Genomic DNA, 24,515 nt, shown 5'->3' with positions numbered 1-24,515 from the left:
TTTTAAGCATAAGTATCTATTTCGCATACCGGTAAAGAAAATACCTTCCATAAGAACTCAATTTTCTTATAGTTAGCTTCGAAATAAAACCATACTGAAAGTATACTAAAAGTATGTAAAATGTATGCTTTACATACTTTTCCCATACTTCCACCCTGCTTAAACCTTACTTAAACCACGATTCTTACCCAAATTCAAACATATTTTGAAGGCATAGCATAGAAACGACTAAGAGAAAATGGATAATATTCGTTAAGATTTCTTGCTTAATCCAAAGGATTTGAAAAATATTAACCTACAATAAAGATTACCAATAGAAAATGTAGATAATTTGTATATACCATTGTAAGTAAATTACAGGATTTGTTGACTCATCCATCATATAGATTCGGTTCTTTCTTCATATTCTTGTAAAAACAAGTAATCATGAAAATAGGAAGGAAATCAATTTCAAATGTTGGCGGCATTTTATGGCTCGTTTTAATCACCATAAGCACTATCGCATTCCAATCTTGTAAAAAAGATAAAGACGATATTGAAGATGAAGATCTAGACCAAGTTTGGGGAGGATCTGAACGACCGTTTCCTATTTATACCATTGATGATGCCACCTATATTGTTAAAGAAGATGGGACGCTTTGGGCAAGAGGGCGAATATTTAGTACTTCCCCTGGTGTAAATAAAGCCGGATATATACAACTAGAAAGCAATGTAAAGAAAATTGCAAATGCTCATAATGCGGAGCGGCTATATGTACTCAGAAAAGACAATTCCGTATGGAGATCACCTATTTTACCAAGTGATGAAAAACCCGAATTTGTTAATCAAAAAGCTACGGAAAAAGTAGCAGACAACGTAAAAGATGTAGTGGAGGGCCAGTATTTCGCGGCACTATTGAAATATGATGGTACGGTTTGGGCACTTGGTAAAAATTCAAATGGTCAATTCGGATTAGGAACTGCTAGTGATCAAGAATTACCGCTTACCCAAATTGCCAGTGGTGTAAAGCAAATTGCTGTAGGATTTAATACTATTTATCTTTTAAAAAATGATAACTCGCTTTGGTCTGCTGGAGATGATAATTATGGCAAGCTAGGCTATCTTACCGACGGAGACCAACGCACTTTCGGGAAGGTAATGGAAGATGTGAGAATTGTGCGTGCAAACGGAAATAATGTTATGGTCATTAAAAAAGACCGCTCAGCCTGGTCTTTCGGCACCAATGCCAATGGTACCCAAGGTATTGGCGTTAGTCCGAGTGGCAGTATTGAACCCATCTACCCCCACCGAATTGCTGATCAAGTAAAAGAGGTCTTCCCCATGGGATATACCTGTTTTTTTCTTAAAGAAAATGGAACGCTTTGGGCATCCGGCACTAATAATTATGGACAAATGGGTATGGCTACACCAGATCGTAGTCTTATTTTTATCCAGATAGCGGAGAATGTAACTTACATGTCGGCACACAATTATAATCGCCATATTGTAATACTGCAAAACGATAAATACATGATGACCGGTCGCAATGCTTTTAAAGAAATTCAACAGTCAGCCATCCAAAAATTCACTACTTTTACTGAATTCGAAATGCCGTAGAACTAATCGATTAATACCAACAAATTGCAATGAATAATTTTACCAAAGCAGAAAATATCTTGAGTCAAATTAGTGACAAAACTAAACTTGGCGACTTAAGAAAAATCGCAAATGACATTAAAAGAGACCATGAATTAGCTTTGGAGCTGTGGTCATCAAAGGTGTTTTTAGCACGTCAATTGGCAATTTTAATCATGGATAAGAAGCAACTATCTCCAGAAACTATTGATAAGTTGGATAAAGATATTATGCAACATAATGAAAATGAAAGGATTCAATTAATTGACTGGTTAATGGCCAACCAATTATCAAAGGACAAAAATACAATTGCATTAATGAATACTTGGGAGAATAGTCCATCTTCACTCCAGAGAAGGGTTTATTGGTATTATCAAGGTCGTTTACGTTGGGTTGGGCAAAAGCCGACTGATAGTCAAGAATTATTATCAAAAATTGAATCAGGAATAGATAAGGAGGTATTAGAAGTGCAATGGGCCATGAATTTCACGGCAGGTTGGATAGGTGTTTATGAAAAAGAGCTCCGAAATCGATGTATTGCACTTGGTGAAAAAACTGGCCTTTTCAAAGAAAAAACAGTATCCAAAGGATGTACTCCGGAATATTTGCCAGAGTTTATAAGAATAGAAAGTAACAAGCGGAATTTATAATTCGCACATGATAAATACTACATCAATCCCAAATCCTTAACCTTTTGCAATAGGTTCACCGTTTTATTCACATTAAATTTCTGAAGAAGATTTCTTCGGTGGGTATCCACCGTTGCTGGGCTTACAAACAACAGTTCTGCCATTTGTACAGAACTTAAACCTTGTGCTAAATAATTTATTACTTCCTTTTCCCTGCGGGTAAGGGCAGGAATTTCCTCCTTCGGATTTACCTTGCTTATCGCCATAACTTTTTGAGCGGCTTCGCCAATATAAATCCCACCAGCGGCTATATTCGTAATAGCTCGCACAATCTCCTCCATCGGTGCACTTTTTAACAGGTAGCCCGATGCACCATGCTGCAACATCTGAAGCATCATATTCCGATCATCCAGATTACTCAAACCTAAAATGAGTAAATCGGGATAGGCTTGTTTTATTTCCGAACAAACCACCAACCCATTACCATCAGGCAATTGAATATCCAAAAGCAATACATCAGCCTCCAAAACCTTAAGCAAGTTCCGGAGTTCAGTTAAACTGGCTGCAGCCGCAAGCACTTTAATTTCCTCATGTGGTAACAGATAGCTACTCAAACCTTGTGTAATCAACGGATGATCATCACAAATAATCGTACGAATCATATTTTAAATTTGGCATGTAATCATAAAATTGGAACCTTCTCCTATTTGGGAATCAATTTTCAATTTTCCACCTAAGGCAATAACTCGATCTTCTAAATTATGAAGACCCATATTTCTTCTTATTTGGTTTGGATCGAAACCCTTGCCATCATCTTCCACCTCAATTAGCACAAAATTATCCTCCACTCCTACTTGAACAAGGATCTTAGAAGCATCCGCATGTTTCACCGCATTGGTTATCAGTTCCTGTATAATACGCAATAAGGGCAACTCTATATTGCTGTCCTTTAAGGATTCCAATCCTCGAGCATAAAAATTGATCTTAGTTGAAGTGGATTCCATTTGCTGACAAAAATGTCGAATGGCTTCCTCAAAACCATCATTCTTCAAAACGATTGGTTCAAGGTTATGTGCAGTTTGTCGAAGTTCTGAGATCACCGTCCCCAACTGTTCGGTTACAACCGCTAAATCCACTTGATGATGGGTATGTCCATCCTGATGGTGTTTACCTTGATGGTCCCGAGCAATACGTTCCACATTCATTTTTAATCCCGTAACCTGTCCGATCAATCCATCGTGCAAATCCCGGGCAAGCCGTTTTCTTTCCTGCTCCTCTCCTTCAATCAATGCTTTTGCCACATCGATTTCCCGCTGTTGTTTTAACAATAGGGTTTCCTGTATCGTTCTTTTCTTTCTAGCGTTCCAGGCATACCAAATCCAAAGTCCAATCAAGCCGGCAACCACAAGACCCGAAATCATGAAGGTTCGGTTTAATAGATTTCTACTTTCCAATAAGTTGATCGCTTGTTCTTTTTCGGCCGTACGGTATTTTGTTTCCAGCTCAGCCATCAGTTTTTTGAAGTCTAATGCCCCAAGGCTATCACTCAAGACTTTATATTCACGAGTCCAGCGATATGCCTGTTCAAAATTCCCCAAACTAGCCTCCATTCCCGCAATCTCATTGATCATCACTAATCGGCTTTTGCTCATCGTACCACGGGGATCTTCTAATAGCTCCGAAAGTTCCTTTTTTGCTGAAACCATATCTCCTGCTTCCTTATAAGCCTGTGCTTTCTCGTATTTTAAGGCAAATTTGTCCCAATACAGATTATATTGATCTGCTAATTTCATGCCTGCAGAAATTGCCTGTTGCGCCTCATCAAATTTCTTCTCTTTGATAAGAATCCTGGCCTTATTCTTATAGAATAGGGCTGCTAATTTTTTACTCGGCAATTTGTTCAATAAGATTTCCGATTTCTCCAATACATCTTTACACTTATCCAATTTGTTCTGCATATAATAGGTGTCGAACATATTATGATAAGCCCAAAGCAGGTTTTCGGTTTCCTGTTCAGGAGATTTTACCAAACTTATGGCCTTAAAATAATATTCTAATGCTTTTTCGTATTCCTTATGGTTATAAAAAAGCATTCCGACATCCGTAAAATAACTCATCAATAAATCTGAATCCCCAGATTTTAAGGCATAAGGAATACAATGTTTGATGGTGATGTCTAAAAATGCTTTATCATCATCTTTTTGTTGTTCCAATGCCCCATAATTATGCCATAACTTTGCCCTGTACCGATAGGATTCCTTAGTATCTATTTTCTTAAAGTATTTTTCGGCTTGCATGTAAATGGCTTGGCTCTTTGGGTTATTATTGCCATAATAAAATCCTGCCTCGTAAAATAAATAGATGCCCTGCAACAAATCCTTTCCACGGATCAGTGGCTTAGCCTGAAGAAGATATTTTTTAGCTTGTAAGGTATCCTGATACGACCAATAATCCGATAGTTCCAACAAAGCCTTAAAACGCTGTTCTTCCGTTGTCGCATCCTTCAAGGACTTATCAAGTTGCTCAATTTCCTGTCCCCAAATGATAAAATGGACCAAAGAGAAGCATAGCATCAAAAGATAATTTCGAATCATTTATTTGCAGAAGATGTATAATTAGTGCTTATAAAGATAACCAAAAAGCATCTACCAGAAAACAGGTAGTAAGAAATACGCCTTTTTAAGGATTGACCTAGGTTATGGATACCGTTATTTTTGTTTTAACCCAAAAAATATACAACTATGAAAACACACAAAAGAATATTCGCTGCCCTCTTCGCCATTGCTTTATGCCTATTTTACAGCTCCTGTAGCAAGGACGAAACTACGGATCCCATTGATAAGGACTACAAACAGATTTATGAAGAGAATTTTAACGGTGGTAAATCTGATTGGTTTACCGGAACCTATAACAACAATACGTATAACGTATCTATGGCCAATGGTAAATATATCCATAAGCTAACTGCCTTTTATTCTAATTATGCCTTTATGCAGCATAATTATTTTACCGACCAGGAGAAGAAACAGTTGATGGAGACATCACTCCAATTAACAAGTGGAAACGGCGCGGCGTGCATTGTTCTAAATGGAAAGCAAAGTGCAGTAGCTGGTCAGATTGACCAAATCTACCTGTACATTTCTAAGAACCAATACTTCTCCATTGCTAAAATTAAAGATGGAAAATCAGAGGTAATCTTAAATTGGACAGCTCATGAAGCAGTTGATATCACTAAACCGGCTACCTTTACAGCTGAATTGGAAGGTGGAAATCTTAAACTTGCGATTAATGGTACGGTAATTCATACTTGGAATAACAGCGGTATAAATACATTAAATGCGATTGGTTTAGGCCTTGCCCAATGGGAAGAGAATTCAGGATCTAGCAGTACAACTATTGAGTATGATTATTTAAGGTTGTATGTTGTTAATTAAGTAAACATTTCCTTTTAGAAAGGGATTATGGATATAGAATTTCATAATCCTTTTTTTTGTAAAACATTCTCAGCAATACGCTGGACTACAAGCATTTTTGAAATTTTAAGAAAAGAAATAAATGAAAGTTTATTCCATAAGCGATATCCTACCGCATTTAAATCAATCTCTTGGTTATTACATCGGCGTATTTGAAGATACCCCCGACCCTATTTTAGAATGGCCACACAGACACGATTTTTATTCCTTGGTCTGGTTCACAAATGGTGAAGGATTTAATGTAATCGACTTTAAGGAATATGAAATTTACCCAAATAGAATTTTTTCTATTAACCCTAAACAGATCCATAATTGGAATTATTCCATTGACAGCTGTGGATACTTTATTCTTATTGATGCCCCAAATGCAAAACAATTAAATGTTGATTTTAATTACCCCTTCCTTGATCTATTGCAAGAAGACATTCCTTTTATAAAGGAGATTTTTGATCGCATGCTCTCCGGAAACAATCAATTATCAGGTATATCTTATTTACTATCCCTTTTACGACCAAATATAGCTTTCAGCCCAACTTCAAACTCTGTTATTTCAGATTTTAAAGAACTTATTTCCGAAAATCTTGACAAAAACCACAGTATAGATCAATATGCAAATGAACTTGGCATTACTTCAGGTCTATTGAACCAAACCTGCAAAGATGAAACTGGTCTATCAGCTAAGCAATTACAACTGGAACTGAAAATTACCGAAGCCAAAAGATTGATGTTATATTCGTCTTTAAACACCAGTGAGATTGCTTTTAAGTTGGGATTTGAGGATAGTTCCTATTTTGCTAGAATCTTTAACAAGAAAGCTGGTTATTCTCCTACCGGATTCCGAGAAAAGTACCTAAAAAATAGTATAAAGTCCTAACCCTGTGGCCACTTCTTAGACTAATTTTACTATTAAAAAAGATGAAATTAGTAGCCATCCTTTCGCTTTTAATATGCAGTATAAATGCAAGCGGACAAACAGATAAAATTATGAGTCAGTCTGAAAGGTATAAACTGGGTTTGGAAAAACTCAAAGAAATAGACGGTGAAGCCGGTGAACATGTTATCAATAGTTTGGCCGATATATCGCCAGATTTAGGTAAGTATATTGTTGAATATGCCTTTGGCGATATCTATTCAAGAGAAACATTGGATCTGAAATCAAAGGAAATTGCTGTAGTGGCTGCATTGACTGCCATGGGCAATGCCCAACCACAGTTAAAGGTGCATATAATTGGGGCTTTGAATACTGGAAGTTCAATCAATGAATTGAAAGAAGTGATCTTACAGATGTCCGTTTATTCGGGTTTTCCAAGTAGTATTAATGGGATGAACGCCCTTAAAGAAGTACTATCAGAAAGACAAAGAAAAGGGATAAAAGATAATTTAGGAAAAATTGCAAATGTGAATAAGGTATCAGATCGTAAGAGTTTAGGCGAACAGGAATTATCGGCTTTAGATAGTCTGCAAGTAGAAAAACTTAAAAACACGTATGATGATTTTTCACCCGAACTGGTTCAGTTTACTCTCGAATATGCCTATGCTGATATTTTTTCAAGAGATAATTTAAGTAAAAGACACCGGCAGATAGCTACAATTTCTGCCCTAACCGCCTTGGGAACAGCCCAACAGCAGTTAAAATTTCATATAAATGCAGGGTTAAATATTGGATTAAAAGAGGATGAAATAAAAGAAATTATGCTATTGATGACTGTTTCCTCAGGCTTTCCTTCAGCCATCAACGGCACAAATGCTCTGAGAGAAGTTTTAGCAGGAAGGTAGCTCACCTTCCAGCTCTGCCCACTCTTACTTATTATGCAATATTAAATACCATCTATTTATTAAATATTTTTGTTAATTAATTTTTTAAAGCATAAATTAGAATTAACACAAAACAAACCAATTACCCATATTAATGGATATTTTCAATTTACAAATGCATGGCATTTCTAAAGGCCTTAAGGTTGGGGACCTTCAAATCGCAGATGTAGGCGAAATTGTTCCTGCTTCCTTGATGGTTCATGATCTGGATGGGCTACAACCCATCGGGTGCACCTATATGAACAATTGGGGTTGTGAACGTTTGGGTACTTCGGTGGATGAAATCAATCATCTTGGCGAGTCATATTACGATCAATACTTTGTAAAAGAAGAGTCTAAGCACATATTTGTGGGGATGGACAATTACCTGAAGATCGGCGATTTCGACAAGCAGTATAATTTTTTTCAACGGGTAAAACTTCATAAAGATGATTTTTACACTTGGTTTTACACCGTCCTCAAGGTTGTTTCCTTTGATCTAGGTATTCGAATGGATCATAAAATCATTATTCTATCCTCACCAATCATCGGAATGGACCATCTCATATCCCGAGTGAATAAAACGCTGGAACAAAATAGCTTTATCCAAAATAATTATAAGAAATTTGCTTTATTGACAAAGAGAGAAAAAGAAATCATTAAACTGGTAGCTAATGGTAAATCCACTAAGGAGATTGCTGAAATGCTATTCTTATCCCCACTAACCGTTTCAACCCATCGAAAAAACCTGATCAGAAAGATTGAATGCGAGAATTTTGCGGATCTCTTAAAATTTGCCGTAATTTTCGATTTGATCTAAACTTTCACACAAAACTACTTCCTGCCCAAATAATTAATTCGCCTTCTTCCTAAAATAATAAGGATCATCAAAATTCTTATTCTTCTGTATATAGGCAAATCCGCCTTTGATATCTATAATCCAATTGAATCTATGGATCATGTCCGCTCCTAAATAATTGGAGCGTTGTTGAAAACCATCGCCTAAAAAGAAATTTGCAGGAACTTCATTAAATTGAAAAGCACCTAACTGAAAATTCGGTAAAACGGAAACCATATTATGAACTTCCTGACCTGAAGAATTTTTCATTATCTTTTTCTCTATAACCGGAAGCTCTTCCAACTTAAGATCTTCTGAAATTTTTTGCTTATAAAGGACAGCTCCAGAAAATCCAGATTGAAGTAAAAATTCGTCGGTTTGCATCTTCTCCCCGCTACTACTTGATGCTTCTACAAAAAGTTGACCCCTATTTAGTTTAAGCGGTAATTTGCTGTATGCCTTAATATCCGGCAACCCTTCGTAAACCACAAATTTAGAGGCATCAAAATCCATCTTAAACACCTTATTTTGGAACATTTTTAACCCAATTTTACCCTCAGCACCATAGCCTGTAAGTTCATTATCCCAGATCCAGATACTATCTACCGTAACTCCAGCTACCTGAATGCGATTAACCTTGCTCAAACCTTCAGGAAACTCTGTCGTATCAAACTTCACCGAACTCATTTTCCGCTCCCGATTAGGTGCCAATGAAGCTTCCTGCATAGAAATCTGGAACATGAGATCAGCAGAGTCCTTTTCATTGATCAAGCCTTTAACCAAAATATTGTAATGATCATTAAGCTTAAATGGAATTGTATCTTGACCATTTGCAAAACCTACAACAGAAATACAAAGAAGGAAAATTAAAAAATATCGGTTCATCTGGAAAATATCTTAATATTATTTCAAAAAATGAAACTTTATAAAAGATTAAAAAAAGGTACTAAGGTATACCAAAGGATATACATAAGCGCAATGCCCATAATGCCATCAATACGAGCAGGTTTATCGGCTTTATTGATGTATTGGTAAAGTAAATATAACAACCAACCGCCGTGCAAAAAGGCTACATAGATAATATCTGAATAAACCCAATCCAACAGCACATCCTTCTTCAAAAGAAGTACAGAACTCATGGACAACAAAACGGAAAGCCCCGCCAAATAAGTCGCCCTCACCTTACCAAGCCTAACCACCAAGGTTCCTTTTCCAGCAGCTAGGTCGGCATCATGATCAGGTATTCCCGCCATGATAATCGCCGGAACAATGGAAAAGAACAAAGGAATACCAACCACCCAAGAATAAATATTATTCAACGCTCCACCCTGATAAACAAAACCACAGATAATAACGGCAAAACTATGCGTAAACCCCACCACAATCTCGCCCCAACCATTGTAGGAAAAACGTAAAGGCGCGGCCGTATAAGATACCGCAATCAAAAACAAAAGGACAGTAACCAACAAAACTTGCATAGCAGAGGCAATAGCGAATATGCCCATGAACACACAGAGAACCGCCAATACTATCAACAGATATTTTAAGGAATTGGTATAAGCTTTTTCACTCAACACACCATCGACCAATACCCTTGATCCCCCAGAAAATGTACTGAAATGCTTATTCAACCGATCGGTTTCCCGATCTAAATAATCGTTACTGAAAACCGTGATCACCTCGATCACAAAAAGATCCAGATATCCCAATACGAAAATCCAAGGGTTAAAAGACCCTGCTAGTTCTGCATACAAAAAGGCACCGATAGCATAGGCAAAGAAGGTCATGGGATAGAATTGCAATCTGATCGCCTTGATCCAGGGCATGACCTGGTCCATCAACTTTTCCCAAGGAGTAAGGACGCCATTTTCAAGCGCCTTTCCTTTCTGGTAGGCCTTAGTCAGCCACTCCTCCTTTTTTTCATCAGAAGAATGTTTTACCGGACTGATCAGCATACTCCTTACAGGACTCACCCCACAGAATTTTAAAGTAGCATTTTCCAAAGATCTTCTTGAAGGTGCTCCATTGATCAAACGGTCTATCAATACAGGCGTATCCATGGTAATGATCAACTGGGCAGTTTTTGGGCTGAGCAATTTTTTAAAGGCATCCGGTTGAATCTCGTAAAAGGCAAACCCAGGAACAAACACCCGATCGATAAATCCCTTTAATAAGGCCGGCATATTTCCCCACCAGGTCGGATAGACAAAAACAAGATGATCCGCCCATTTGACCAACCGTTTGGCCTCTTTGAGGTCTTCCTCTTCAAATTGATCCTGCGGGGAAGGGATCTGAACATGCAGATCGAAATGAAGGTCAGCGACATGCAAGTATTCCACATGCGCCCCAGCTGCCCTTGCCCCTGCTACATAGGATTCGGCCAAGGCCGCATTATAGCTGTCTTTACGGGGATGCCCCAAAATAACCAAAACCTTAATGCTTGCTTCCTTCATACCTGTTCTTTTAGAAAGAACAATAAAGCCAAGCAACTGTTTAATCGAAATACAATTCTTCCGCCAATCGTTTGATTTTTGGTATTATATTGGAGATATAGGTCCTGGAACTTTCCAATCGCTCAGGAATATGTTGATCAGTCGGGTCCAGGTCTGCAGCCAAAGTTAAATTTACCCCAATTATATTCTCCCTCAACGTATAGATATAATCTACATTGTTTTCAATATCCCAATGCACGATGCATTTTTTCGCTGCATCCACCTGCAGCTCCTTAAAAATTTCAAACCCCTGCTCCCATGCTTGAATATATCGATGTTGAACCAATAATTTCTCCAGCAATTCTACATCTGCATGAATGGCAATTTCTTCTTGATACATGATCATCTAATTTTGTGTTAATCCATTAACTATCAAGATCAAAATTAGAAGCTACAAGTCGTATATAGGTTTCAACTTATAGAACTGAACCAATACCATCAACCGCAGTCAATAGCCAGGTTTACAGATGCTTAAAAGTTCGGATTTATAAATCCGATCAAGTTAACTGTGCTGTTGCCGATATGCAGTGGGTGTCAATCCGGTGCTGTTCTTAAAAACCGTATTGAAGGCCGTCTTGGAATTGAATCCAGAAGAGAATCCGATCGAAACGATATTATAAGGCATCATCTTTGGATCTAACAATAGTTCTTTGGCTCGCTCTACTCGGAATGAATTGATGAACTGGAAAAAGTTTTGCTGAAAACCGTTATTGATGATGTAGGACAATTGATGGCTACTGAGTTCCATTTGATTAGCCAATTTCAAGAGGTTTAATTCCGTATCCAGAAAAGCCTCCTGCTGTTCCATCAATTGCATCAATCTTTCTTTACCAGCCATAAGATCCTCATCACTCATCAATTTGATCTTTTGTTGGTTGGGTTTGGACTCCTCTTCCTCCGATTTTTCAAGCTCTTCAACAATGTCCAAACCTTTAGGGAATATCTCCTTCTGTCGGATGGAGTAAAACGCGACCAAATAAAGGATAAACAAGAAGAATAGATTCGCAAAAATATTCAGGTTCCTATTGGGCAAGAGCAGGTTATAAGCAAGGATCAAAAAGGATGATGCTATAAAAGAATAGATAATATATTTTATCCACCGCAGATCCACATCTTGGGTATGGGATGAAAACGATTGGATAAGCTTTTGATGCCGATGTACCTTAAAATACGCCAAAACCACACAGGTAATGGCATGGCTAAAGAACAGGACCAAAATCAGGATATGATAAGTCTTTTCAGATAATACTTCTTTTAAGGACAGGGCAATCAGTATCAGGAGTGGAACCAAGAAAAGAATAATTCGATATTTCCCGAATTTATAATCTGGATTAGTATAATAATAAACACTGATCAAAAAGGTAAGCGGCACCAAAAATTGAATGAATACCATGCCGATTTGATAGATAACATGATGTTTTAATGATCCAAGATAAAGCATTTCATCCAACCAGAATGTGGACCAGAAAATAGCAAACACCCCGAACCAAATATTCGCCTTCCGATTGACTTGTACAGCATGGCTGAAATTAAGAAATGCAAGGAGGAACATTCCTCCAATTAGAAAAGCTTTGATCAGGACTTCGAAAGTAAACATCTGTAGGTATTAAAACGGCAATATACACAAAGTTTAAAGCGCCAATTTACACAAAGTCGTACAAACCATTCTTCCAGCCTAAAATTTTATTGGAATCAGCCTGGAGCCAATTCTTCAGTACCGTAGCATAGACCTTCCGAAAGTCTTCTGTAAATATCAAATCCCCTTCATGAAGGTTTTTCAGATCCGGAAGCGCATTGAGCATCCCTTGTTTCTTCAATCCTCCACTGATAAAGAAAAGTTGATTGGCCGTTCCATGATCAGTACCATTGCTGGCATTCTGTGCCACCCTCCTTCCAAATTCCGAAAAGGTCATCAATAAGACATTCTTGAAAAGATCATGTTTTTTCAAATCGGCAACAAAAGCTTTTACCGCTTCATTGATTTCCTGGAATAACTTCCCTTGTCTATCATTCTGGTTCACATGGGTATCGAAACTTCCGATAGATAGGTAATATACCCGGGTATTGATATCCGATTTGATAAGCGAGGAAATGGTCTTGAATTCCTTTCCTAATCCTGAGTTTGGATAGGAATCAGCAGTTGCTTTGGTCTTGCTCTTATCAAAGATATAATCGGCATTATTGATGGTTGAACCTAAGGTGCTGTACAGATAGGAAACCGTTTCTTCCTCATGATCATGTTGCTGGGCTAGGGTTTTAAGATAATTTTCCTGGCTCAACTGGTATAGTTTCCGTGGCTCCTTGAACGCAAAAGCCTTATTATTCTTTCCTTTTAGGGCCAAGCTCAACATATCATCCACCTCCAATGCCTGTGTGGGATGCGGACAATCGTAACAGGCTTCATCCAAATACCTTCCTAACCAACCTGTTTCCAGGTATTCGTCCGATCGGCTGGCCGAATGCCAAATATCCATGCTTCGAAAATGGGATTTATCCGGATTTGGATACCCCACATTATTTAAAACCGCCAGTTCGCCCTGTTCATATAATTTATTGAAAAAGCCAAGGTTAGGATTGATGCCGGCCTCATCATTCAGGCGCAGGGAATTTTTGATTCCAATTTGGCTTCTTTCCCGAAAATAAATATCATTTCGGGTCGGGATGATGGTATTCAACCCATCATTTCCGCCTGTAAATTGCAGTACTACCAATATATTCGGCCTATTTTGGAGTGAATTATCTATTTCCAAGGCCTTCAGAAAGTTTGGTAGCATCATAGATGCGGAAACCAAACTGCCCATCTTTAAAAACTCTCTTCTCTTGATATACATATTCTCAGGATTACATCAGCTGATATTCCGGTGTGGACATCAAGTTGATCATATTCATTTTTATTCCCTCATCTGCAAAACGTGTAGCAACTTTTTGAACGCTTTTATTTGGTGATTGCAGGATATAGTCCACTAATTTCTTGCCTTTGAATGTATCATTGACTTGATTCCAGTCGATTTCGATCTGGGGGTTCTTGAATTGTCTTAAATTGCTGTTCTTATTCTTGGTCCCCATGTCCAGATCGTCATCCAGCGGCGCATCGTAGACCATCGGCCTTAAGCCAGTCCAGATTTGTGGCATCTGAAGCCGGAGCATCAAGGTGGAACTATCGATCCAGGCTTTTCCATTCGGCCATCCGGCCACATTGGGTGGATATAACAACATTTGGCCCAATAAGCGTTGATAATCTATAAGATTTTCGGGATGTGCCACTTGCATGGGCATAATACGCATCATGCCTACCATCAATTCAATGGGTGATTTTATACGGTTGCCAATATGTTGTGCTTCGTAGAACCAATCGCTCAGAAAGATGCTATCCATTAATTTTCGGATATCATAATTAGCTTGATAAAAGATGGAACTTAATTCTTGTACCCTCGCTTCATCTACTTTTTCATTCACGAAGAACTTATAGATCTTTTCGGTTATAAACCGAGCCGTTTCTTCCTTTTCTAAAATAATATGAAGAACATCCTCTCCAGAAAAATTACCCTTCTTCCCTAAGAACGTCTTTTCTCCAGTATCATGCTGATTCTTCCGTTCTATGAATTCTCCTTGCTTATTGTATGCCCAGCCCGTAAATGCCCTCGCCCCTTCCCTTACATCTGTTTCCGTATAATTCCCCCTTCCCATGGTGAATAATTCCATTACCTCCCTTGCAAAGTTCTCATTGGGATGGCCTTTTTTATTCTGTTGGTTGTTCAGGAAATTCAACATGGAAGGCGATTGGCTGACGGCAAACAAGAGATCCTTAAAATTACCTAGGGCATGCCGACGGATGCTGTTCAGCAATTGTTTGCTAAACCTGGGATTAACAGATCGACTCGCAAAATGGCCGTGCCAGAAAAAAGCCATCTTTTCGTTCAGTTGGGCCACGGAAAGGATCATCTGGTTCATGAAATCGATATTTAGATCCAGGTTCTGGGAACGGTTTAATTTTTGGGCCTGTTTCCGCTTCTCCGCATTGTCCATAGGGTTATAAGCATCTTCCGTTGGCTGCTCTGGCTTTTGGAAATTCACTGGCTGGAACTTCTGGGGCTTAGTTAAGCTGCGGTAGAGGTCTTTGATACTGCTTTTATCAATGGTCGGAATCTGTTCCAGCGCTGGCCCAAAACCTGCGCGCCATAATAAATGCAATTTTTGGGTTAAGGTTTCCCCTTTCATAAGGCGGTTTTCTAATTATATACCAATTTACGTAAAAATTATAACAAGTGATTTATGAATTTATTGTAAATTGTCGGGTAATTTTTTACCTATTGAATTAAACATTATGCATCCAAAAAATATAGAACGCGTTTATAAAATGTCTTTCGCAGGGGTTTATCCGATGTATATCCAAAAAGCGGAGAAAAAGAACAGAACAAAAGCGGAAGTTAATGAGATTATCTATTGGCTTACGGGTTATGATGAAAAGACCTTACAGAAAGCCATAGATGAGAAAATAAACTTGGAGGATTTTTGCGGGAAAGCACCAAAGATGAATCCGAATGCTGTAAAAATCACCGGGGTAATCTGTGGCGATCGAATTGAAGAAATTGAAGATAAGCTGATTCAACAGGTTAGGTATTTGGATAAGTTGATAGACGAGCTGGCCAAAGGAAATTCAATGGAGAAGATTTTAAGGTCATAATCTTTTGTAAATATGATAAAAGGATCTATTACTCTGTAATATTTCCATTATGCAAACGATTGAATGATTAAGGCTGGTTTTCCAGCGTCTTTTATTCATTATCTTGGAATAAATGAATGAAATGATGAAGAAACTAGCCATAATCAGTTTTTTGATCTGTGCCAGCAACCTAACCTTTGCACAATCAGAAAACGACCTTTCCTTTTTTAACAAAAAAAACCTGACGACTTTAGCCAGAAAGGCGAATCAACAAGCGATCCAAGAAATCCAACATCCGGTTTTGCGTGAAGTTGCAAACCAGATCAAAAATGGAAAGTACCCATTAGCGGAAAGATTCAAAACGTATGAAAGCTTCTTTGACCCTAAAATTCTTGCTAAAGAATTAAAAACCAGCCCTTATTCCCAATTTGAAAATCCTACCGGAATTTATTTTTCAGCAAATGAAGAAGTTCTTGTCTGGGTTGAAGAAAATGAAAACCAAAAACTAAACTTATTGGTCACCAATTGGGATGATGAACATTTTAGGATGCACTCCTATCCTTTAAAAGCTGGATTAAATAAATTCCAAGTAAAGGATAAGGGCAATTCATATATCCAACATTTCTATGATGAAGGAAAACCCTTTAAAAAATTAAAGATCCATATCCTTTCTGGTAAAATAAACGGTGTGTTTGATGCACGAAAAGATGATAATAACAAGTACCAAAAGATGCTGAGTTCAGCCTATGGTCCGGTTATCGATTTAGTAGGTAAAAAAGTACACCTTGCCTATTCCAAAGAATCGTTAAAAAAAGGGACCCCAGAAAATGGTAAAGGATTAGTAGCACTATATGATTCGATAATCCGTATTCAGCACGAGATCATGGGTTTGGTAAAATATAAAAAAGAACCTAAGAACCATATGTTTGGCCGCGTAATTTGGAAAGGATTTATGCATGCAGATGGATTGGGTGCCGCCTTTCATGATAATACCATGAAAGATCTAGCGAACATCAATCGGCTACGGAAAAATTCTTGGGGAGTTGCGCATGAATTTGGCCATGTCAACCAAGTAAGACCAAATATGAAATGGACTGGTACAACGGAAGTAACCAATAACATATATTCCGTTTGGACACAATATCTATACAATTCCCACTCCCCTAAATTGGAACATGAAAAACTAAAGGATTACGATGAGCCTAAAATTGGAGGAAGGATAACGGCCTATATGGAATCTGCATTTGTGCATAACCAACCTTGGTTAACCCAAGCGGGTCCAGACCGTTGGGATAGAGAGCGAAAAAGAGATTGGGGTGGAGATCATTTCGTTAAATTGGTTCCGCTATGGCAATTACAATTGTACTTCCATGAGGTTGGTGCAGGTAAGAAATGGGGGAATAAGGACTTCTATGGTGACATATTTTATAAAGCTATCCAAGAACCTGTTTCAGATCAGGAATCTGAAAGCTACTATCAATTACAGTTCGTCAAGAATGCTTGTAAAATGAGTGGATTAGACTTAACCGATTTTTTTAAAAAATCTGGGATCCTTGCTCCGATCGATCTTATTGTAGACGATTATACAGTTGGGCGAATGAAGATCACAGAAGCGGACATAAAGGAAGTAGAAAAATATGCTTCCCAGTTTCCGAAACCAAGTAGTCCTGTTATCCATTATCTTACGGCGAACAGTATAAATATCTTCAAAGATCAAGAAGAATTAAAAGGAAATATTAACGAAGGATTTTCGAAGGAAAAGGATCGTTTGATCATCGATAATCTAGCTTGGCCAGGTGCGGTTGCATTTGAGACGTATCAGGGCGATAAATTAGTCAAAGTCGCATTCCGTGGTGCTGGTTTCACCAATAACCAACACACCATTGTTCATCTTCCAATTGGTTCCACCAAAGTAAAGGCAATTGGTTGGAATGGGGAGAAAATAGATGTAATTTAAGCTTGTAGATACTTTGTATATAGGTATTAATAGCCTTTAAACAAGGTTGGCATATTTTTTATCCTGATATGAGTACACCAATTCATATCAGGATGAAAATAGCACAATCACTAATTTTAGGCGTTTTAGCCCTTTCTCTTACTGTCGGATGTTCAGGTTCTGGAGACAAATCCAAGTCTGGAGAAACAGAAAACGAATCAGGAGGATTATTTTCTTCCGGTTCTAAAAATGAGGCGCAAGAAATCATAGATTTCAATAACAAGATGGTTCAAACGGAAAATAACCACAATAGTTTTATCCGTAATTACATCCGCGCAGTCGATAATCTGGATTACTTCATCAAACAAAAGATGGCCAATCCAGAGGCCATAGCTATACCTCCCATTTTGGTAAAACCTGTAATGGTCAACCAATTAAAAGATTTAAAAGCCCCAAGCTCATTAAAAGGTGATTATGCAGTATGGATAGACAGCATGCAAACCAGTTTCACTGCCCTGCAAAGCCTATATAAGGAAATGGAAAACTATAAATCTGCCGAAGATTGGAAAGAAGACAGTGGAAAAAAAATGGAGCATTTTAGAGCCAAGGGTTTAGCAGAGATAGATAAGAATGAAAAGGCCTCAAAAGCAATTTTTACTGCATTGCGTCCTGAAGCGGATAAAGCAGAATCGGAAATATTGAAGGATCATCCTTTTAAGGATCAGATTATTTCTTCTAGAAAAATCATGGAATACTGTAAAGAAATAACCATGGGTACTTATGATGATGTGAGTAACCAGACTTTCAAAGCCAACTTTGAAAAACAGTACAATGAATTGGAGACTTTATTGAATAAAAATAAGGAAAACCCGATCAAAGGGGATCAATACGAAAGTAACAACCGAAGATTTAATACATTCAATGAAGCAGTGGATACCTATTTGGGGAAAATGCGCATTATTCAACGTGAAATGAATTCGTCAAGCGAGATTTCGGAAGGAGCATTTACCGATTTGGACAATGCTGCCCAAACGGTGGTGAGCACCTATAATAATTTTGTAAACTAATTTTTTACCGGTGGAATTTGGAGATCACTTGGATGATCGGAAAAGCCACCGTTTCTGATGGGGCGAGGGGTAGATATCGTCTGAAACTGTAGAATAGTCTTGGTATTCTATTCATTCGTCCCATTGGATTATTGATATCCGGAAAACGTGGATCATGGAAAGCAAAATTTCCTGCAAAAAGGATATCCTTGATCATCCAATCGTTGACCGATTTCTTTTCTAAAGGGAAAGGTAAATTCTCCTCTTTTAATCCCATATACTTGACCAAGGTATAATGGAGTTTATTCATCCATGCCAATACCCCCAATTTCTTGTAAACAAATTTCAATCTGTCCCCATCCAATTTTTGGTATTGGGTATGGTATAAACGGGCAACATCACATAGTTGCCTCAAACCAATGCCATAGCCCACTTGATGGCTAAGGATATGTACATTGAGCATGATGGAATTTAAAAATGGATTGGGCATATGAGTCTGAAAACCTTGACTGAAAACGGGCTCAAATGGTGCTTTTTCTTCACACAGAAGCCTTTTCAAGAATTTTAGGTTCCATGGATTTCTAGCTTGTATCAGTCGTTGATGATGTTCTACATGAAGACCTTTCCAGTCGTATCCACAGCTATATCCAGCATGGAAATGGATGTTCGTTTTCAGATCTACCATGAGCTTGAAGGCCTTATTATAGGGAAAGCCCCGTTCAAAATACCAATCGATATCTCCGCAAACACGCAAAAAAGGATCCGGATAATATTGGGCAACAGCCTGCCCCTTTTGAAGAATTGGCCGAATACCCTCCTCATTATACAATCTATCCAATTCGGAAATGATCGTATTCATTTTCTCGTTTTTTTCCCTGATCTGCTGTTCGCGGAGGATCATTTTATATAACATAGGCTGCTCGGGCATAAAGTAAGAAGGAAGTTGTTGGGCTGCATGAGCAATTAACCCATCGAGCGTCTGAAAGTAGGCTAGTCTATATACATTTTCCCAATCTGGGTTTTTTAGCTCCTGAAATTTATCCAATGCGAGGGGTTTTCCCCATAAGGCAAATTTCAGGAGATCTAAAAAAACCACAACGGATTTTGATATAGGATATCCTGCTTTATCATCGTGCAACAAATAATCCTTCTCGGAAGAAATGCGTCAGGATCTGCCGAACATCCGTTTGTGCCCTTTGGGCTTCCACTTCGAAAGTCCGCAGAACAAAGTCCACGGCATCCTGTTCTTCAAAATCCCTCCCTTTAAACTCTTCAATGATCATGGCGGCCGACTCGGAAAGGGTAAAAACACGGGCCATATCGAGCATTTCCAATCCAGGTTGCAACATGATGTAATCATTGCCAACCTTTCTGACAGATAAGTGGGTTAAAAATTTCATAGGTAGATGATTTTTAATTAGCTCGCACGCATCTTACGTTCTTGAACGGTGATTCGATGACATCAACACCAAGGGTTTCTACATTCAGCAGTTCCGCCTCCATGATATCCCCCAAAGTATTCGTCATCAACAAACTGTAGCCCCCTAGTCCAACTAAACCCAATATATTGGCTCCATTGGTCGAACTCCAGTATTCGCCGGTAATACCAAGATTACCAAAGGTTACCTGCAATAAGCCTTCAACTAAGCCTACGGAAAGACTTCCGCCATTATAATTAAAATGGAGATCATTGCTTGGATAAGGCGCTGCGGTCCCTGTAGCGTTGGTATATTCGAGATAACCAAGGCCACCTGTGGCACCCGTGGTATTAGCCTGTCCGTTAAGATATAATGGTGGTGTTCCCGTCAATGCCATAAGGTCATTATTGGTTGGCATGCGCCATTTACCTGCTGGATACACTTCTGCACAAGGATCACCATTCACCCCAAAACTTTGCGGAACAAGGCCTTTGAAGGAAAAGAAGGTGTTTCTTTCAGAAGAATGGGCATAGGTATGGTGAAAGCGATAAGGATTGTGTCCACCTGCATAATACAGGTTTGCACGACCCCAACGCACTCCTCCCACAGTCAATGGCGATTCGATCAGATTGACCAATAACCGGTGATCATTGGCTACTACCGGGGTTACATTAAAAGTAAACACCGATGGTGTAGCGGCTAATAAAGCACTGAAAGATCGTACAGTATTATCGTCAATATTTAAAGAAAGATCGGTCATGGTCACCGTCAGGTTATTAATTGCTGCTGTACTTGGTGTATATACATAGGCGATTTTCCGATCGGCATAGGGAGGTTCAATATCTACAAAATCTGCCCAATCAATACCGTTGGCTGCAGCTGTAAGAGTTCCCCAAGTACCCGATGCCAAGTCAAATGTCCCTGAGTAGGTCGATAAGCCTGTAACTGAAACTACCGCAGAGGCCATGTCTGCAAACATCCCCATGGTATTCAATTCGATTCCTATCCTGGATACCATATGATCAAATACGATACTGACAGGAACATCGATTGGGGTTGGTCCTGTTGGAACGGAAAATGTACCTGCATCATACAGAATATCTTTGTTGGCAGGTAATGAAAGCGAAGTCACGGTAGGTGTTGCTGGGTTGACATCTACCGGTGATTCACTATTGTTATAGGATAAAGCATACCATTTATAATCCACACCTTGATCCACTTCGATCTCTGCAGGGACATCTGATGTCAGTTCTGTTGAACTGACGAAGCTATTATCCGCCTTATAGAGGTAAAGCCTATATTTTACCCCGGAATCCATTGCTGCTCCCATTACCTGTTTAGAAGCTCCTTTTCGGGAACTCGATTTGATCATTTTTCTACCTCCTGCGGTCCCTAATTCGTGGTCTACAGAAAGGGAAGCATCGAAACCGGCGAAATGCAATTCTGCGACTTCCTTAGCACTAACTTCCTTGGAAGATGCCGAAGCCTTCGCTTCGCCTTGGGCGTTCTTTATACTTTCATCGATTCCATCTACTCGTACCGAAATCTTAGTTTTTTTTGGAATGGCATCATCCGCGTTCATTTGTTTGGAACATCCTACTAGAAGAAAATACGCGGTACCAAGGAAAATAACACCAGCTACTCTCCAATTGAAGTGATTTGTCAACTTTTCCATAATTTGTGTAATTAGCTAGTTTTATAAATCGTTATCATCCATACCGCCTGTTCCCTCATTCCAATCGCCTACGGATGGATTGGGTGAGGCAGTTACTGATTCGGCAGCAATTCCTTGCTCGAGCTCCACGTGCGTAACAGACATGCTAGGCACGATATAATCTTTTCTTTCATCATTTTTCATAATATTGTCTGTTTTGGGTTATTTTGTTATAATAGGATTTATAATTACCTATCAGTTAATTACACTTTTATGAACATTCCATCAATAAAAATTGAACCTTATCGTAATCTTGAAACTCAAAAATAATTTTAGCGGTACTCTTGGAAATAATATTTACAGCAGGTAGATAATCGTAGGTATTTATGCTTGTTTCTGGGTGTCTAGCATTTATAGGAACAATGTTAAAACAAATATTTCATTATTACAAGCTTAATATTGTCTTAACATTAATTTTTTATACTATTAAGCTTTTTTAGCAATATTTTGTAGATATACAGCTACTTTATAATCTATATCATTATCTATTTAAGATATTTTTGTCTTATTAGATTAATTAAAAACCTAAATTTCCTCATCCAGCCTTTTTTTACTGGTTCTTCGCCATATCCATATCCGTAGCCATAACCATAGCCTAAAGAAAAATCTACGTCATTCAGTAAAAAAGCCATTTTCTTCAGTTTCCCTTCTTCAAAACAGCTTTTGGAAACCTCTAAAAGTCTCTTGTCCAAAAATTGTGCTCGAACGACATAAATGGTCAAATCGGCAAGTTCAGAAATCAAAAATGTATCGGTCACTAATCCCACCGGAGCCGTATCTACAATGACAAAATCATAATTGTCCCTGCCGTATTGGATAATCTCCTCAAACCGTCCATTCATGAGCAATTCTGCTGGATTAGGGGCGATATATCCCGAATAAATTAAGTCAAACCCAAAACCCTTCGCTTGCGGAATGATAAGGTCTTCAACCTGGTAATTTTCGTCTACCAGGAAATTGCTGATGCCTGGTTGGGTATGCCGAAGGTAGGTCAGGTTGAGATAAGCGAGGATTTTTGGGGACCGGATATCCGCCCCGATCAATAATACCCGTTTATTAGCAAAGGAAAGTACTTTTGCCAGGTTAGTGGCAATGAACGACTTCCCTTCACCTGCTATAGTGGAAGTAACAAAATACACCGAAGCTCCTTTAACGTTCTTGCCCATCAGGAACCGAAGGTTGGTGCGTAAGATCCTGATAGCTTCTGCAAGCGCGGTCCGATCACTTTCTGCCTTGATGTCCTGATGAGATCGGGGCACTTCGCCTAAGACCGACACATCCCCTATCTTCAGTAAATCGGCCTTGCCCTGCACCTTGATATCCAAAGAAAACTTAAGGTAAAGCAGGGATAATGGCAATAGAAAGCCTATAGCCATGGAAATTGGCATAACCAACATTTTACGCGGGGAAACCGGTCTCCAAGTAGCATAAGCGAGATCAACCACCTTTAAGGTAGAAGGAGTTGCCGATAGGTTGATCTCATTTTCCTCCAACTTTTGGAGCAGGAATAGGTACAAGGTTTCGATCGTCTTTTGTTGCCGAACAATATCCTTGTACTTTCGCTCATTCAATGGCATACTGGCTTTTTTTCCTTCAAACTGCATGCGTCGGCGTTGGTGCATATTCACTTTGGAGGTCAATACCTGCCTGGAATTGGCCAAAGAACGCGTGATATTAGCATGGGAAATGGATACAGCTTGCTCTAAATTCTGCAGGACAGGATTCTGGGGACTCGCTGATTTCTGAAGTTCGTTTCGTTCCAGGAGCAGTTCATTATGGGTTTTGATTTCCGATTGGATGGCCAGATCCGATAGCCCGATATTGACCGGTAGTAGGTCCAAATTACTGTTTTGAAGGAGTTCATCCATCATATTGACCAGCTCTAATTGCATCTTGGCATCCATGAGTTCCTTTTCGCTCTCCACAGCTCCCTCCGCCCGGATGCTCCCCTCCAGATCCAAATCCAACACCTGATGCTGCTGTTTAAAAACTTCCAATCTGCCATCTGCAGCCTTCAGGTTCTCCGATATGATGGACAATCGATTATTAATGAAATTACTGGTGGATTTAAACACCCTGGCTTTATCCGCCAAGGCGTCTTGATTATATTGCTGGATCAAGGAATTGACCACTTCAATCCCTTTTTCTCTCGATGCATAACGAAATACAAAATCGACCGCAAAGGATAGCACATCTTTGGTTGGAGAAATCTGCATATTACTTCGTAAGATATCCACCGTGATTTCCTTTGGCATAAAATTGATCTTTACAGGAGTTCGCCAAGATATTTTGGGGTTCGGAACGAACATGATCTTTCCGATCGGAGATGGGATCGCCTTACCCAACTTGATGGGCACTTCCTCTTCTTCTTCATTTGTGAGTATATATACCCCACTCTCCTGCCTAATTTCGACCGAGTAAGCTTTCCTTTCCAAGAGCAGTGAATTAGGTTCCAACAGAATCATTTTCAAAGGGGATTCCTGGGCAAGGATCTCCTTTTCCCTGATCAGACCCTTCTGGAAATAAGTGATCTCATAGCCATTGGCATCCACCACCTTCCGCATGATCCTTCGGGATTGCAAAACTTGGATCTGATCATTCACAAATGCGGCTGAGGAAGTACCTCGTCCCGCTAAATTGGCCAACTCGGCAAGTCCAGCCATTTCTCCACTTGCCTTCTTCTCATCCTGCAATAATATCTTAGCGTAGACCTCGTAAATCCTAACAGAATATCGCAGATATAAGAAGCCGATCAGGAAACAGACCCCCATGGATACCACAAACCACTTCCAATAATGGGCATACCTTTCCAACTGGGATCGGATATCCATCAATCGTTTTTCATGATCAAATTCCTTTGATTTTTCGGTTTTCATATTGGCAGGTTTATAAGTTAAA

22 protein-coding genes are annotated in these 24,515 nt (G+C 39.0%); 9 read left to right on the top strand and 13 right to left on the bottom strand.

Annotated elements, in window-relative coordinates; translation table 11 throughout:
- Positions 1-426: 426 nt before the first annotated feature.
- Both CRJ00_RS14685 and CRJ00_RS14680 read left to right on the top strand, forming a co-directional pair.
- Positions 427-1,596 (top strand): RCC1 domain-containing protein, encoded by a 1,170-nt coding sequence (locus CRJ00_RS14685; protein WP_099367508.1) that lies wholly within the window; start codon positions 427-429, stop codon positions 1,594-1,596.
- Positions 1,597-1,625: 29 nt separating this feature from the next.
- Complete coding sequence (locus CRJ00_RS14680; RefSeq protein WP_099367507.1) at positions 1,626-2,264, top strand: DNA alkylation repair protein; 639 nt, start codon at positions 1,626-1,628, stop codon at positions 2,262-2,264.
- Between the two features lie 17 nt (positions 2,265-2,281).
- On the opposite strand, the gene CRJ00_RS14675 is transcribed toward CRJ00_RS14680, so the two are convergent.
- Together CRJ00_RS14675 and CRJ00_RS14670 are read right to left on the bottom strand one after the other, a co-directional pair.
- On the bottom strand, positions 2,282-2,905 hold the full coding sequence (locus CRJ00_RS14675) for a response regulator (protein WP_099367506.1): 624 nt from the start codon (positions 2,903-2,905) through the stop codon (positions 2,282-2,284).
- A 3-nt stretch (positions 2,906-2,908) separates the two neighbouring features.
- Positions 2,909-4,837 carry a tetratricopeptide repeat-containing sensor histidine kinase gene (locus CRJ00_RS14670; protein ID WP_099367505.1) on the bottom strand — a complete coding sequence of 643 codons (1,929 nt, stop codon included), beginning with the start codon at positions 4,835-4,837 and terminating at the stop codon, positions 2,909-2,911.
- A gap of 147 nt (positions 4,838-4,984) precedes the next feature.
- On the opposite strand from CRJ00_RS14670, the gene CRJ00_RS14665 reads away from it, so the two are divergent.
- The 4 genes from CRJ00_RS14665 (at position 4,985) to CRJ00_RS14650 (ending at position 8,330) form a co-directional block, all read left to right on the top strand.
- Complete coding sequence (locus CRJ00_RS14665; RefSeq protein WP_099367504.1) at positions 4,985-5,677, top strand: hypothetical protein; 693 nt, start codon at positions 4,985-4,987, stop codon at positions 5,675-5,677.
- 121 nt (positions 5,678-5,798) lie between these two features.
- A complete protein-coding gene (locus CRJ00_RS14660; RefSeq protein WP_099367503.1) occupies positions 5,799-6,590 on the top strand; it encodes a helix-turn-helix domain-containing protein in 792 nt (263 codons plus the stop codon).
- Positions 6,591-6,631: 41 nt separating this feature from the next.
- Positions 6,632-7,492 carry a carboxymuconolactone decarboxylase family protein gene (locus CRJ00_RS14655; protein WP_180268501.1) on the top strand — a complete coding sequence of 287 codons (861 nt, stop codon included), beginning with the start codon at positions 6,632-6,634 and terminating at the stop codon, positions 7,490-7,492.
- A 133-nt stretch (positions 7,493-7,625) separates the two neighbouring features.
- On the top strand, positions 7,626-8,330 hold the full coding sequence (locus tag CRJ00_RS14650; protein ID WP_099367502.1) for a LuxR C-terminal-related transcriptional regulator: 705 nt from the start codon (positions 7,626-7,628) through the stop codon (positions 8,328-8,330).
- A gap of 33 nt (positions 8,331-8,363) precedes the next feature.
- Here the strand turns inward: CRJ00_RS14650 and CRJ00_RS14645 are convergent, their stop codons facing one another.
- From CRJ00_RS14645 to CRJ00_RS14620, 6 genes are all read right to left on the bottom strand, one after another.
- A complete protein-coding gene (locus tag CRJ00_RS14645) occupies positions 8,364-9,233 on the bottom strand; it encodes a hypothetical protein (protein WP_099367501.1) in 870 nt (289 codons plus the stop codon).
- A gap of 38 nt (positions 9,234-9,271) precedes the next feature.
- Positions 9,272-10,801, bottom strand: a complete 1,530-nt coding sequence (locus tag CRJ00_RS14640) for an NAD(P)H-dependent oxidoreductase (protein ID WP_099367500.1) — start codon at positions 10,799-10,801, stop codon at positions 9,272-9,274.
- 40 nt (positions 10,802-10,841) lie between these two features.
- The gene (locus CRJ00_RS14635; RefSeq protein WP_144038169.1) at positions 10,842-11,180 is read right to left on the bottom strand and encodes a hypothetical protein; all 339 of its coding nucleotides are present in this window, start codon (positions 11,178-11,180) and stop codon (positions 10,842-10,844) included.
- 162 nt (positions 11,181-11,342) lie between these two features.
- Positions 11,343-12,437 carry a helix-turn-helix domain-containing protein gene (locus CRJ00_RS14630; RefSeq protein WP_099367498.1) on the bottom strand — a complete coding sequence of 365 codons (1,095 nt, stop codon included), beginning with the start codon at positions 12,435-12,437 and terminating at the stop codon, positions 11,343-11,345.
- Between the two features lie 46 nt (positions 12,438-12,483).
- Positions 12,484-13,671, bottom strand: coding sequence for a DUF1501 domain-containing protein (locus tag CRJ00_RS14625; protein ID WP_099367497.1), 1,188 nt, complete (start codon positions 13,669-13,671; stop codon positions 12,484-12,486).
- Between the two features lie 10 nt (positions 13,672-13,681).
- Complete coding sequence (locus CRJ00_RS14620; protein WP_099367496.1) at positions 13,682-15,058, bottom strand: DUF1800 domain-containing protein; 1,377 nt, start codon at positions 15,056-15,058, stop codon at positions 13,682-13,684.
- Between the two features lie 106 nt (positions 15,059-15,164).
- Here CRJ00_RS14620 and CRJ00_RS14615 point away from each other — a divergent pair, with 106 nt between their 5' ends.
- From CRJ00_RS14615 to CRJ00_RS14605, 3 genes are all read left to right on the top strand, one after another.
- Positions 15,165-15,524: a DUF2200 domain-containing protein gene (locus CRJ00_RS14615; protein WP_099367495.1), complete on the top strand. Its 360-nt coding sequence runs from the start codon at positions 15,165-15,167 to the stop codon at positions 15,522-15,524.
- 121 nt (positions 15,525-15,645) lie between these two features.
- Complete coding sequence (locus CRJ00_RS14610; protein ID WP_099367563.1) at positions 15,646-17,460, top strand: M60 family metallopeptidase; 1,815 nt, start codon at positions 15,646-15,648, stop codon at positions 17,458-17,460.
- Between the two features lie 68 nt (positions 17,461-17,528).
- Complete coding sequence (locus CRJ00_RS14605; RefSeq protein ID WP_099367494.1) at positions 17,529-18,506, top strand: DUF3829 domain-containing protein; 978 nt, start codon at positions 17,529-17,531, stop codon at positions 18,504-18,506.
- 4 nt (positions 18,507-18,510) lie between these two features.
- Here CRJ00_RS14605 and CRJ00_RS14600 read toward each other — a convergent pair whose 3' ends face one another.
- The 5 genes from CRJ00_RS14600 to CRJ00_RS14585 all read right to left on the bottom strand — a co-directional run bounded on the left by CRJ00_RS14600 (position 18,511) and on the right by CRJ00_RS14585 (position 24,493).
- Entirely contained in the window at positions 18,511-19,581 is a 1,071-nt protein-coding gene (locus tag CRJ00_RS14600; RefSeq protein WP_180268500.1) for a nucleotidyltransferase domain-containing protein, read from the bottom strand.
- Between the two features lie 31 nt (positions 19,582-19,612).
- Positions 19,613-19,885: a PqqD family protein gene (locus tag CRJ00_RS14595; RefSeq protein ID WP_099367492.1), complete on the bottom strand. Its 273-nt coding sequence runs from the start codon at positions 19,883-19,885 to the stop codon at positions 19,613-19,615.
- Positions 19,886-19,898: 13 nt separating this feature from the next.
- Positions 19,899-21,578, bottom strand: a complete 1,680-nt coding sequence (locus CRJ00_RS14590; RefSeq protein WP_099367491.1) for a fimbrillin family protein — start codon at positions 21,576-21,578, stop codon at positions 19,899-19,901.
- A 21-nt stretch (positions 21,579-21,599) separates the two neighbouring features.
- Entirely contained in the window at positions 21,600-21,761 is a 162-nt protein-coding gene (locus CRJ00_RS18850) for a hypothetical protein (protein WP_167554228.1), read from the bottom strand.
- Between the two features lie 341 nt (positions 21,762-22,102).
- Complete coding sequence (locus CRJ00_RS14585; RefSeq protein ID WP_099367490.1) at positions 22,103-24,493, bottom strand: GumC family protein; 2,391 nt, start codon at positions 24,491-24,493, stop codon at positions 22,103-22,105.
- Positions 24,494-24,515: the final 22 nt, after the last annotated feature.

Source organism: Sphingobacterium sp. 1.A.4 (genome assembly GCF_002734245.1).
Taxonomy (GTDB): domain Bacteria; phylum Bacteroidota; class Bacteroidia; order Sphingobacteriales; family Sphingobacteriaceae; genus Sphingobacterium; species Sphingobacterium tenebrionis.
The sequence above is the reverse complement of the archived record's forward strand: the minus strand, read 5'-3'. Positions and strand labels throughout refer to the sequence as shown.